Source organism: Protofrankia sp. Cas8, from assembly GCF_963555845.1.
Taxonomy (GTDB): Bacteria; Actinomycetota; Actinomycetes; order Frankiales; family Frankiaceae; genus Protofrankia.
The window spans coordinates 1-12165 of record NZ_CAUVXI010000171.1 but is presented as its reverse complement, the minus strand read 5'-3'; the positions used below and the strand labels follow the sequence as shown (position 1 = coordinate 12165).

Annotated in this window: 10 protein-coding genes, 1 tRNA gene and 4 pseudogenes; 6 read left to right on the top strand and 9 right to left on the bottom strand. The window is 68.7% G+C overall.

Annotated elements, in window-relative coordinates; genetic code table 11:
* Positions 1-598 (bottom strand): annotated as a pseudogene (locus U9977_RS20410) (hypothetical protein); the annotation flags it as partial.
* A gap of 108 nt (positions 599-706) precedes the next feature.
* Here U9977_RS20410 and U9977_RS20405 point away from each other — a divergent pair.
* Entirely contained in the window at positions 707-1048 is a 342-nt protein-coding gene (locus U9977_RS20405) for a recombinase family protein (protein WP_322750891.1), read from the top strand.
* A 320-nt stretch (positions 1049-1368) separates the two neighbouring features.
* Positions 1369-2595, top strand: coding sequence for a methyltransferase, FxLD system (fxlM, locus tag U9977_RS20400; RefSeq protein ID WP_322750890.1), 1227 nt, complete (start codon positions 1369-1371; stop codon positions 2593-2595).
* 19 nt (positions 2596-2614) lie between these two features.
* On the opposite strand, the gene U9977_RS27145 is transcribed toward fxlM, so the two are convergent.
* The 3 genes and pseudogenes from U9977_RS27145 to U9977_RS20390 form a co-directional block, all read right to left on the bottom strand.
* Positions 2615-3148 (bottom strand): lanthionine synthetase LanC family protein, encoded by a 534-nt coding sequence (locus tag U9977_RS27145; RefSeq protein ID WP_416210716.1) that lies wholly within the window; start codon positions 3146-3148, stop codon positions 2615-2617.
* Positions 3099-5849, bottom strand: a pseudogene (locus U9977_RS20395) (lantibiotic dehydratase); the annotation flags it as partial. The gene U9977_RS27145 and the pseudogene U9977_RS20395, both read right to left, overlap by 50 nt.
* 116 nt (positions 5850-5965) lie before the next feature.
* Complete coding sequence (locus U9977_RS20390) at positions 5966-6145, bottom strand: hypothetical protein (RefSeq protein WP_322750889.1); 180 nt, start codon at positions 6143-6145, stop codon at positions 5966-5968.
* A 1141-nt stretch (positions 6146-7286) separates the two neighbouring features.
* On the opposite strand from U9977_RS20390, the pseudogene U9977_RS20385 reads away from it, so the two are divergent.
* Positions 7287-7397: pseudogene (locus U9977_RS20385) on the top strand (hypothetical protein); the annotation flags it as partial.
* On the opposite strand, the gene U9977_RS20380 reads toward U9977_RS20385, so the two are convergent.
* The 3 genes from U9977_RS20380 to U9977_RS20370 all read right to left on the bottom strand — a co-directional run bounded on the left by U9977_RS20380 (position 7395) and on the right by U9977_RS20370 (position 8156).
* On the bottom strand, positions 7395-7685 hold the full coding sequence (locus tag U9977_RS20380; RefSeq protein WP_322750888.1) for a hypothetical protein: 291 nt from the start codon (positions 7683-7685) through the stop codon (positions 7395-7397). The pseudogene U9977_RS20385 and the gene U9977_RS20380 overlap by 3 nt on opposite strands.
* 168 nt (positions 7686-7853) lie before the next feature.
* On the bottom strand, positions 7854-8108 hold the full coding sequence (locus U9977_RS20375) for a hypothetical protein (protein WP_322750887.1): 255 nt from the start codon (positions 8106-8108) through the stop codon (positions 7854-7856).
* Positions 8084-8156: transfer RNA gene (locus U9977_RS20370), tRNA-Leu, on the bottom strand. The genes U9977_RS20375 and U9977_RS20370 overlap by 25 nt, the downstream gene beginning before the upstream one ends.
* A gap of 176 nt (positions 8157-8332) precedes the next feature.
* Between U9977_RS20370 and U9977_RS20365 the strand changes: the two genes are divergently transcribed.
* Entirely contained in the window at positions 8333-8947 is a 615-nt protein-coding gene (locus U9977_RS20365) for an ANTAR domain-containing response regulator (protein WP_322750886.1), read from the top strand.
* Positions 8948-9076: 129 nt separating this feature from the next.
* Here U9977_RS20365 and U9977_RS20360 read toward each other — a convergent pair whose 3' ends face one another.
* Together U9977_RS20360 and U9977_RS20355 are read right to left on the bottom strand one after the other, a co-directional pair.
* Positions 9077-9589, bottom strand: coding sequence for a hypothetical protein (locus U9977_RS20360; protein WP_322750885.1), 513 nt, complete (start codon positions 9587-9589; stop codon positions 9077-9079).
* Between the two features lie 31 nt (positions 9590-9620).
* Positions 9621-9869 (bottom strand): hypothetical protein, encoded by a 249-nt coding sequence (locus U9977_RS20355; protein ID WP_322750884.1) that lies wholly within the window; start codon positions 9867-9869, stop codon positions 9621-9623.
* A 481-nt stretch (positions 9870-10350) separates the two neighbouring features.
* Between U9977_RS20355 and U9977_RS20350 the strand changes: the two genes are divergently transcribed.
* Together U9977_RS20350 and U9977_RS20345 are read left to right on the top strand one after the other, a co-directional pair.
* Positions 10351-11757, top strand: coding sequence for a hypothetical protein (locus tag U9977_RS20350; RefSeq protein WP_322750883.1), 1407 nt, complete (start codon positions 10351-10353; stop codon positions 11755-11757).
* A 171-nt stretch (positions 11758-11928) separates the two neighbouring features.
* Positions 11929-12165, top strand: a pseudogene (locus U9977_RS20345) (protein-L-isoaspartate(D-aspartate) O-methyltransferase); the annotation flags it as partial.

Below are 12165 nucleotides of genomic sequence, written 5' to 3'. Positions count from 1 at the left end.
TCAACGAGGCCGCCGCGCAGAAGATCGCCGAAGGCGCATACTGGTGGCCGACAAGCTGCGGAGCCACCTCGATCTGGAGAAACCTGACCACCACCGGGTACAGCCGACCGCCACCGAGCTGGCGGTCGGCGGCACGGAACGCGAGCGCGGCCGAACGGATCGTGTCGAGCGTTCCTCCGGCAGCCGGGACCGGCGGCGACAGCTGGCCGCTGGACCGGGCGGCCAATGCGACGGTCAGGAGTGTCGGTCGGGGTCGCCCGAGGAGATCGAACCACAGCAGGTGCGGCGGCATCCGCAGGGTCCGCGCCCAGTGCGCCAGCCGGTCGAGATCACGGATGGGTGGCCCGCTCTCGATCCGGCTGACCTGGGCCTGCGTCATGTTGAGCCACCGGCCCAGCCGTTCCTGGCTGATGGGCCGGGGGTGGTGGGGGCTCAGGCGATAGGCCGCGGAGACCCGGCCTATGTGCTGGGCCGCGAAGGCGTCACGCATCTGGTCGGTGTGCCAGAACCGCTCCGGCACCTCGGGAGCGGTGTCCCGCGCTCTGCGGCTGTGACCGATGCACCGGGCACACAGGGAGTCTGTGTTGTCGCGCGCCAACCGACCTCCGCACGAGCCGCAGTAGCGGCTCGACGCGGCGTCCATGACTCGCCCTGCCCCCATTCGTGGCCGTCCAGGTGCTATGTGCCAGCAGTGTAAGTCCAGATCGTGTACGGCCGGTGCGATCTCAACCGCCTCCACGCCCAACTCACCGACCACGCCCGCACCGAAGGCATGAGCCTCGCCGAGGTCTTCGTCGATCGCTGCGTACCTCCAGGGCGTCTCGTCCGACCCGGCCTCAACGTTCTGCTCGACACCGTCCTGCGAACGGGCGGCGACGTCCTCGTGCTCGATGCCGACCACCTCTCGTCGCTGCCCGCGGTCCGTCGGGCCATCGAGGTCGAGATCGAGGTGCTGGGAGCGCGGCTACATACCGTCACAGCCCCCGGCACCGACCAGCGCCACGCCAAGCCATGGACGCCGCCCGGTGCGTGGCCGACGACGGCATGAGTCTTCCGCCGACAGAGGCTTCGCCGCCCTGCTGTACCCGGGCGGCTGTACGCCACCTGCCCCCGTGCGACCTGTCTCCTTGACGGAGCTCCCGGTTCCTTGGCCGTCGCGGTTCCTGCTGGGGTGCCGTACTAGACGATGCGTTGGAGGCCCGGACCTGTGCGTAAGGGCAAGGTGTAGTAACAGAGACCGATTCCATCCTCGGAGCTGGTAGCGGCGCAACCGCTAGGTCGCCGACATGGGTGAGTGCATGCGAGGCGACTGGAACGCTCCGCGACCGGCGAATCACACCAAATAATTGATGATCTTGGAGGTGGGGCGTGGCAGCCGACCAGCTGAGGAATGCGATGATCGATGGCCTGCGGCCGTCGGGCGCGGCGCTGAGTGGCCGGGTGGACGCGGCGATGCGGGCGGTGCCGAGGCACGTGTTCGTGCCCGACGTGTCGCTGGAGCGCGCCTATGGGCCGGACCCGGTGGTGACCCATCGCGACGGCGACGGGGTTCCGGTCAGCTCGGCGTCTGCGCCGGGCACGGTCGCCGGGATGCTGGAGGATCTCGATGTTCATCCGGGGCATCGGGTTCTGGAGATCGGCGCGGGGACGGGGTACAACGCGGCGTTGCTCGCGCATCTTGTTGGCCCGGCTGGTTCTGTGACGACGATCGAGTACGACGAGGCCGTGGCATCCGCGGCGCGCGCCGCGCTGAGCAGCCTGGGTGCGGCCGTGACGGTGGTGCACGGAGACGGCATGCTCGGTGTGCCCGGACGGGCGACATTTGACCGGATCGTGGTCACAGCGGGCGCATGGGATATCCCGAGGGCTTGGTGGGAGCAGTTGGCCGAGGGCGGACGTCTGGTGGTGCCGTTGCGGATACTCGGCCTGACTCGAACGGTCGTCTTCGAGCGTGCTGGAGCGGTTCTGCGTAGCCGGTCGGTCGTGGAGGACGGGTTTATGCCGATGCGTGGCGTCGGTGCCGTGCGCGAGCAGAACATCCCGGTCGGTGCGGGCCCGGACCTGACAATTCGGCTCGATGACGACCGCCCGGGGGATGCCTCGGCGTTGCGGGGTGCGTTGGATCATCCTGTGGCGGTGTGCTGGACCGGGGTCGCGGTCCCGTGGGGCTGGACGGAGCATCTCGATTTCTGGCTGGCCACGCTGGAGGGCTTCTGCCGGCTGCTGGTGTCGCGGGCCGCGGTCGAGGGCGGCCGGCTGATGGCGCCGAAGGGGCCGTGGGGAAGCATGGGAATCGTCGAGGGCGGGACGCTGGCGTATCTCACGACGCAGCCGACTCCTGACAGTGACGCAGAGATGCCCAGCTACGAGATCGGTGCCTGCGGCTACGGCCCGCGGGGCGCCGAGCTGGCGGCCCGGCTCGCCGAGCGGGTCCGCGACTGGGACCGTGACGGTGGGCAGGGCGTCCAGCTGTGGATCGAGGCACACCCGGCTGACGCGGGACGTCCGGAGGTGTCGGGCGTTCTGCTGGCGGTCGACAAGCGCGACAGCCGGGTTCTCGTCCGGGTGGCCGAGCAGACACCCGCCGCGGTCTGACCGCCTTGGTCTGGCGGCGTCAGGACAACAGCAGCAGGGCGTCCCAGGTCGTGCGCAGGCCCTCGGGCATGGGGAATGTGGCGTGCTCGGCGAGAGTGAGCGCCGTTCCGGCTGCGCCGGTGAGGAAGCCGGGCCGGTCGGTGACCGTGCTCCCGGCGATGTAGGCGAAGCCGAAGCGGCGCGTGCGGTCGAACGCGTCGGTGACTGCGGTGGCGGCTTGTTTTGCGACAACTGTGTCGTGCATGGCCCCGGCGGCGCAGAGGACTCCGGCGTAGCCGTGGCAGAGCGTCGGCCCTTCGACGTCCCAGCGGCCCTGTCGTCGCGCGAGGAGGAGCAGCGCGTCGCGCGCGGCGTGCTGCGCCGCGGGTTCGTCGGCTGCTTGGCCGGCGAGTGTGAGCGCGCGGCTGATGCCGGGGATGCCGTAGCACCAGGCGTCGGCGCGTCCGGCCGGCGGGGCGGCGCGGCCGGCGTTGAGTTCGTCGCCGGTGATGGGCGGTAGCCAGAACCCTGGCGAGCCGCTCCTGGGCGGTGTCGCCGAGGAGCCGGTTGGCATGCATGTGGATCACAGAGGAGGCGCAGTCCGCGCGCCGGTCGGCGGGCAGAAGGTCATGATATGCGCGCAGCGCATCGAGGTATCCCGCCCAGGCGGGGTGGGACTGAGGGATCGTGGCTGTGCCGTCGCGGGCCGCGTCGTTCACAAGGCGCCGCAGATCGGCGAGGCGGCGATGGGCGGCCCGGTCGAGGCGGGGGCGGCCGAGCGCGGCAGGTTTACGGCCGGCGAGCGTCCGTGCCACCGTCGCCATGGTCAGCGCGGCCATCACGAGCCGCTGGTCCGGTTCATGGGCCGCGGTCAATGCGGCGAGCGCCAGGTCGCTGTCGGCGGCGAAGAGCTCCTCGGCTGCCTCGATCGCCGACGGGCCGCCGTAACGTTCGATCTCCTGGTCGTAGGGCTCGACGCTGAATCCGCAGGCGAGAGCGTCCGCCACCAGGCGCGCGCCCCATTGAGAGACGGCGGGCAGCAGTTCGCCGCCAAGTACGGCCGGGGCCCCGTGGAAGCGGACCCGCAGATGTGGGCCGATGGCCTGGGTGCGGTAGCGCAGCCAGAACCAGCGGTCGAACATGCCACGCAGGCCCGGAAGGATCCCGGCGAGGCCGGCGAGGATCTCGTCATGCTGGGCCGCCGGTGCACTGATCGCGAGCGACAGCCACGGGCCGCCAGGCAGGTATTGCCCGGCTCCAGTTGGCCGGGGCAGCGCGGTGATCGGACGAGCGGGGGCCGGCGGGGGCGCCGTGGCGGCGAGCGGGATGACGAGTTCGAGCAGATGCCGGCCCGACGGCCCGGTCACGACATCCTGGATCGTGCCATCGCCACCGGGCTGTTCAGTGACGGCCCCCAGCCCGCGCCGCACATAGCGGCGTAGCAGCTCCGCGTCCCGCGGGTCGTCGAGGTCGAGGGGGAGCTGTCGTTCGGCATCATCGGTGACAACCACGGGCGGGGGCGGCGGGACGGTAGACAGCCGCCAGGAGCGCAGCTGTTCCGACCAGACCGCAGGGTCGCGCGCGGCGTCTGTCAGCAGCCTCGGCAAGCGCCACCGCGCGGGCGCGAGAATCGTAGACCGGTACCGCACCCGTGGCTGGAAAGCGGTGTCACGCAGCGACCCCCAGGAAAACAGGCGCCACGGTCGGCATCCGGACCGGCCCAGCAGCGCCAGCAGCCGGGCCTCCGCCGGCAGGTACCGCGGCCCGATCCGAGAGTTCAGGACCGGCACGACCTGACACCGGCGGTCCCGCGACCACAGCGTGAGGCGCTGAGCGTCGGCCACGAGCAGCAAGTCGTCAAGTCGCAGATCACCCGGCCGGGCGGGGAACCCGACCGGGATACGAAGCGGGGCGACGCCGGTCGGCGGGGCGATCGTCGCCAGCACCGGAATGCGGGGGCGGGCCACCACCTCGGCGACGAGCGCGCCCGATGGTGGGTCGGCGACGCGCGGCTGGCTGCCCGGGAGAAGTGAGGTGAAGCGGCCGGCGCTCGACCCAGCGTCCTGGGTGCCACCGACGTAGAGCGCCAGGTGCAGCCGGCCGGCGGCCAGGTCCTGCTCCGAGGCGGCGAGCACGCGGGCGTATGCCTCCGCGCCGGGCGGAGGCGGGTCGGCGCCGGGCACAGCGAGCGCGGCAACGGTGGCATCGTCCAGGACAACTTCAGTCCGGCTGTGGGCGGTCGCGTCATCGAGGAGACCGGCGAGGATCGCGAGGCATTCCGGAGGCGCCTGCGCGGGTTCAACGCTGGTCTCGATGCCGTCGTCCCCCAACCCGATGACCGGGTCGACGACGTCGACTAGTGGGACGAAGCGGCCGTGGCCCCACCGGTCGACGAAACGGGCGTGGTAGGCGGCGAGCGTGGGCTTGGTACAGCTCATCGTCCACAGCACGCTGACAGCCTCGGCGGCGTCCTCCAGCAGTGCACGAGGCAGGGTGATGGTCGCGTCGGCGGCAACGTCGACGCAGAGCGGGTTGTCCTGGCCGCAGACGCGGGCGGACGCCTCCCGTGCCGCGTGGAGCGCCGCGAGCCGAGGTGCTGCCCCCAGGGGGAGCTGGTCAGCGGCGTGGAGCCGGGCCCGGAGATCCTCTAGCGGGCCGTAGACGTCGCAGCTGTGGGGCAGGTGGAAGAGCAGATGCGTGAGTGGATCGTCGCCCAGGTCGACGGGCAGCAGGTCGGTCAGCAGAAACCCTTGACGGGTCATCTCGATGACCATGCCGCGCAGCGTCGACTCCGGGACAGCCGGCCAGCGGTCACCGACTGCGGCGCTGATCACGCTGTGCCGGGCCCCCTGCTCGCACAATCGTAGGACCAGGGTGCTCGCCTTGGTCGCACGGATGGTCACGAGCTGCGGCACGCCTGCGCCGAGCGACTGCTGCTCGTGCTCAAACCGCTGGCCGCGGCGGCGGACCAGGTTGTTTGTCGTGAAGGTGAGTTGTTCGACCACTCCGGGAACGTCCAGGAGGTGATCGGCGAGGGCCGTCAGCGACACCGGGCTCGGGGCGCTGCGGAGGTGATGATCGCCGCCGAGACGCAGCGTGCAGCCATGCTCGGCGACGACCACGGTCTGGACGCCGGCGAAGACCGCTCGCGGTGTCGGGCGCAGCCGCGCCCGACGGTCAAAGGCGCGGACAGTCGCTGCGGGGCGGCCGGCGCCGGATGCGCTGAGGACCGAGGCAACGGCCTCGCGGGAGGTGAGCGTGATTCCCTCGACCACGATCGGGTCCAGGGAGCGGCCCTCTAGGTCACCCCCACCCGCCGGGAGGAGCGGGATGCGCGCCAACACCGCGGCCCCCAGCAAAGGCGCGAATAGGCGTGGACGCACCGGCGGTGCTACTTGCAGTCCTTGCAAGTCGCCGAGCAACCCACGCTCGGGCAGGTGCGCGAGCAGCCGTCGTCCGTGCAGTCCGACGTCGTGTTCGACCCAGCGATGTCGGGCACCGGCACCGCCCGGGTACCGAGGTCGAACAGGTCCGCGGTCAGGCGGTCAAGAACCGCCGCGTCCTCTGACATGGGAACTCCCCTCACGATGGGCCATCGCAGCGGCGGCCAGGTTAAGACATGAACTGCGACGCCTCGCGACCCTTTGCTGTCAAGCTGTTACAGCACCAGCTCACTGTGACAGCCAAAAGCCATATTGGTTGGCCAATTCGGCGCTTGCGGCTACTGGACCCGGGCGGCTGTCAGGAAGCCATCGGCGACGACACGCCCAGGTCTGAACACCCCGAGCGTCGGTCCTGCACGGCGGAGGTGGCTATGTCTGAGATCGATAGCAGGCATACACAACACGCATAGACAGTGTCACCAGGAGTTCTAGTCTGCGCCGATAGTGGTGCGCTGCGGATCAGGACCTGAGTGGGTGGAGATGGCGACGGTACGGTTGAGCCTGCGCGAGGAGCAGGATGATCTGCGAGGACGGGCGGGCTTCGATGACCGGGCCGCGTCTGTGTCAGCTGGAGAAATGGCCGGCCCGGTCCGGGACGCGGCCCTCCCCGCGTGTTCTCGCGCTGCTGGCGGTGGCCTACGGCGCTCCGGTAGGCGGTCTCCTCGACCTCGACGACTACGAGAACTACACGGCCGCCGATCGTCTTGTCCTGGGCACGATGACCGGGTCGGGCATGCCGGCCTCGGCGCTGCGTGCCACTGTCTCTGAAATCCGGGGCGGGTCTGGCGTTCGGTTCACTGGTGGGCCGCGTGACGGTAGCCTGAACGTGAGAGATCGCGAGCTTGTGCGCAGTGCCCATGAGGTGGTTGTTGTGCCCGTTGACCGGCGCGGCTTTCTCGCGGGAGCCGGTCTGGTCGCTCCGCTCGCGGCGATGGAGCCCACCCGCCACACGGTGACCACGTCGCTTGCGCCTGACGACGGCGTACCGGGCGTTGACGAGCGGCGAGCGATCGTGCACGACTACAGCCTCAGTTATGGCACCGACCCTGCCGTCGAACTGTTGCGGCGACTCGACGCAGACCTGTCGGTACTCAGCGGGGTCGCGCGAGGCGAGACGGTCACGCAGATCGCGCACTGGCGCTACTACCGTGGGCTCGGCGGCTACGGCGCGATTGCCGAGGCGCTCAATGCGGACCTGGAGCGCGCTACCCGCCGCCCGAGCCGGTCGGCGGGGCCTACCGGGCCCGTGGGACCTGGGGCAAGTCCACGGTGGCCGAGCTGCTGCGTAACCCGAAGTACACCGGCTACCAGGTGTTCAACCGCCGCGCGAGCCGGTCGCGGCACGGGGCGGTCAACGCGCCGGAGAAATGGGTCTGGTCAGACCAGCCCGTCCACGAACCTTTGATCCCCAAATGGATGTTCGACGAGTTCAACGCCCACCGCCTGGCCGGACACCCCAAGACGGTCCGGATCCGCGAGGACGTCCTCCTCAACGCCGTCCCGGACTTCTACGCGGAACGGGTGTTCGGGCGTAGCCGGGTGGCGCTGTTGACCGCCGAACTCGCGACCTTTGATGATCGAGACGCTCAGGAGCGGGCCGCCGCGAGAGGCAAGCTCCAACGACGGATCGAAGATCTTGCCCGCAAGCAGGACAACATCCTGCGGCAAGCTCAGGACGGCGACCCCGCCGATCCCTTCACCCAGGGGCTACGGCGCAGCTACAACGATCTCGACTCGAGACGAGCCGCCGTCCTTGCGAAGGTCGAAGATCTTGATGTGGCTGACGACGCTGAACCAGACCGACCTGGACCCGACAGCCTCGCCCTCCTCGACGCGCTACCGAAGCTCCAGCTCACGCTCGGCCAGGCGCCCGAGGCGTTGCAGCGACGCCTCTACGAGATCACGCAACTCGCCGTCCATGTCAACCATGAGAATCAGGAGGTACAGATGGTGATCAAAATTCCGGCCACCGACCTTGATCAGGTCGCCGACCTCGCGGAAGCGGCCGCCATGCCTGCGCCCCGCACGGCATCCACACGAGGTCCCCGCCGCGTCGATGCTGTACGTGCCCCCGGTGGGATTCGAACCCACACTGTCGGTGGTTTGAGCACCGTCTCTCTGCCGTTGGAGTACAGGGGCCGCCCGGTTGGAGAGCGGGGCTCTCGGGTACTGCAAGCCGCTACCGGACCGCTTGATGTGCAGGTAGGGCTTCCTCTACGACTCTAGCCGGGTAAGGTGCGGATCGACTGCCCACCCCGGCGTTACAGCGGGTCAACGGTGTCATCCTAACCCTGCGAGACCAGGAGTCCGACTCGATGAGCCAGCCATCCTCGACCCCCCGCCGGGTGCTGATCGCCGAGGACGAGGCGCTGATCCGTCTCGATCTTCGCGAGATGTTGCAGGAGGAGGGCTACGAGGTGGTCGGTGAGGCCGGCGACGGCGAGATGGCCGTCAGCCTCGCGTCCAAGCTCCGCCCCGACCTGGTCATCCTCGATGTCAAGATGCCCCGGATGGACGGGATCGAGGCCGGTGCGCACATCGCCAAGGAGCGCATCGCACCGGTGGTGATCCTGACCGCGTTCAGTCAGCGGGAGCTCGTGGAACGGGCACGGGAGGCCGGGGCGATGGCCTATGTCGTCAAGCCGTTCCAGAAGAAGGACCTGCTGCCGACGATCGAGATGGCGATGAGCCGCTTCACCGAGATCGTCAGTCTGGAAGCCGAGGTCGAGGACCTGCAGGGTCGCCTCGAGGCCAGAAAGATCATCGAACGGGCCAAGGGGGTCCTGCAGACCGAGCACGGCATGACCGAGCCCGATGCCTTCCGCTGGATACAGCGCACCTCGATGAACCAGCGGCGCACGATGCGCGCGGTGGCCGAAGGCGTCCTGTCCGGCGAGGCGCTACCCGGTGAGGCGCCGGCCGGAACGTGATCGGCTCGTCGCTCCCGCCCCGGGTGCGACGGTGGGCAGGCGGCTACGAACCGAAACTCCAGATCTTCTCCATGCGGCGACGGGCTCTGCCGTCCGTCGCCGCATGCGCCTGTGCCTACGACGACGCCGTTATGGCGTTCGCTCTTGTGGGTGTGCGGATTCGGTTGCCACGACCCAGGCCGGGAAGACGACCTCCCACACCTCGATCAGCGATACGGCGTCCTCATCACGCAGCCGCACACGGCAGCCGCAGAAGCCCACCCCGTCCGGTACCAGATCCGCCCGCGGACGTGCCCCGGTCATCACCACCCGAGGGTCCGCACCCGCCACCAGGCGTTGCCGCCGTAAACGGGTACCGACCGCCCACGCCACCCGAGACCGCACCAACGGCGTGAACCGCCGGTGCAGCATCACCAGGCCCACCGTGGACAGTTGCACCACGCCGATACTCGCGCCGACCATCACATCCGCCGCCACGTCCATCACGTCGCACAGCACGATGTCCTGACCATCCGCCTCCGGGCTCAGCGGTTCGGGGAGCAGACCGACGATCAGACCATCCTGATAGCCCACCCGCAGCTCCGGCAGATCACCAACGTCGAACTCCCAACCCGCCGTATCAGCCGTCACCACCCCGGTCACGAGCCCGACCCCGACCGCTGGACCGGGATCATCACAGGATCGCGATCAGGCCCAGCCACACGAACGGCAACGCCGCATACCCGGTCACCGGCAAACCCGGCTCCCCCGCACACTGCCCGAGATCGCCGACGCCGACGACCGGCGCCACCACCCGTACCCCGGACACCACCATCGCCCACACCACATCCGCAGCGATCACATCCTGGGCATTCACCATCCGCACCAACACCGAATCGACACCCGTCTCCATCATCCCACCACCACCCTTCACAGTCGTCATCGTCGTAGCCGTCCTCGTCGCCGAAGTGGTCATCGCGGTCATCGTTGCTGTTCACCTACGCTCCCCGGATCGTCCGAATACACGTCCACATCGCGTCCGTCTCACAGAACAGGTGGCGGCCCCAGGCAAAGGGCGGTGTGTGGCCCGACGGAGCCCCGCCCAGAGCCGCCAGGGACGAACGGCACCGCCCAGCCATCGGGACCGGGATAGCCGCACATCCCGCACGATGCCGGCCGGGGGGACAACCCCAAGCCCGACCAGCACCGCCGCCGATAACTATGAGTACTCACATCGGCCTGCGTAATGACTGCTTTCGCGGCTTCTTGGGGCCTCCTGGAGACACCGACCACCCACGCACGGACTTCAAGGTGTCTTTCCGTGACTTCTAGGTCCCGACACGTGACATACCCGACCCGGCGCCGCGACAATGACCACGCACCCCGTGTTTCCCCATCCACCGCCCAGCCGAGAGAACGCGCCGATGACACCGCCGCCCGTGAACGCCTCCCGCACCTTGCTCGCCAGTCTGGTCCACCAGCGGCACTGGACCGTGCACGACTTCCTTCACGAGTACACGGCCACGGCTCAATCACTCAAGGGGAAGGCGGATGAGGTCGGGGAGCGTCAGGCGAAGCGTTGGATGGCCGGCACGCTCAAGACCCGCCCCTATCCCGTGGCCTGCCTGGTACTGGAAACGATCTTCGAGTATCCGATCGACGACCTATTGGCACCACCCGCCCGCGCACGCCACAGCCCGACCGTCTACGCCCCCGCCCTTCCAACTTCAGGCGTCTCTGTACCACAGATGAACGTCCTTCCTGCCTACCCTGGTCGGGAGAAGAGCCGCAACGGCCCGTCTCCCGACCAGACAGGACCGGAAGGGCTGAGTCTTATGGCCGCAGACGACACCGCGCGTTTCTTCGCGCACGCGCAGGCAGCCGACGCCGGCCCGGAAGCCGTCACTCTGCTCTACAACGAGGTATGCCGCATCGCCCGCGCGTACCCCGCCGACGGCGGCCCCGCCCTGCTGCCCGCCCTGATCGCCGCTCAGCGGTTCGCCTTCCGTCATCTCGACGGCCCAACCCAGCCCGACCAGGCCCGTGACCTGTACTTCCTCACCGGTGTCCTCTGCGGTCTGCTTGCCCACGCCGGCCTTGATCTCGGACAGATCGACGCGGCCATGACCCAGACCCGCACCGCGCTTCTGTGCGCCGACCGCGCCGGACACCCCGGCCTACGAACCTGGCTCCGCAACGAACAATGCACCATCACCCGCTGGGCTGGATGGCACCACGAATCCCTCCGCTACCTCCAGCTTGCCGCCGAGGACGCAACCAGCACCAGGGGAACATCCGCGATCGGCTTCGCCGTACGCCAAGCCCGCGCTTACGCAGCCGTAGGCGACGCGGACCGCGCTCGCGCTACTCTAACGTCGTCCGCAGACGCCTATGCACGAGCGCAGCCCGACGAGTTGGACGAGATCGGAGGGCAACTCTCCTTTGACCGTCCCGACGGTCTATTCGTCGCAGCCGACGCCCTGTCCCTGCTGCCAGATCAAGCGGCGACAGAACATGCTGCGGCGGAGGCTGTTACCGCGCTCGAAGCCGCACCGGTCGAAGGCCGCAACTCTGGAAACAGGGAAGGCGCGCGCATCGTTCTAGGCTTGGCCCGCGCCCGCCAAGGTGACATCGACGGTGCCCGTGATGCAATCCAACCTGTCTTGGATCTGCCTCAACAGCAGCGCCTACACGGTCTCGCGAAAAACTTCCAGCGGGTCCACGCTGCCCTCAGCGATCCCCGCTACCACGGCTCACCCACCGCCGGTGACACCGCCGCCGAAATCGAAACCTTCGCCCAGCTCGGCGCGCGCACAGCACTTCCCGGGTAGACGGCACCACGCCCGAATGTGCAGGCGTGTACATCTTCAAGGAGACGCGATGGGAAAACACTCCAGGCCGCTACCATGCCCAACCTGCGGGGGATCAGGACAAGTTACCGTGTCGCTTGACAACAGGCAAGTACTGAAGACCTGCGGGGTCTGCAAAGGATCGGGCAAGGCATGAGACGCCAGGATTTCATCCCGGACGTCATCTGGATCAGAAGAGACGGAGACTTCTACCTGACACCCCTACGGCGCGCCGACGACCCCGAAACATGGTCGGCGATCGTGAACAGCGGGGATGCGGTCGCTATCCAGGTTGACGACGGCCACGACCGCTATGACGGCAAGGGTGTCTTCCCGACCAGTTCCAGCAGCGCTCAGTGGCTCATGGACAAGATGCTTGACCTGTCTCTT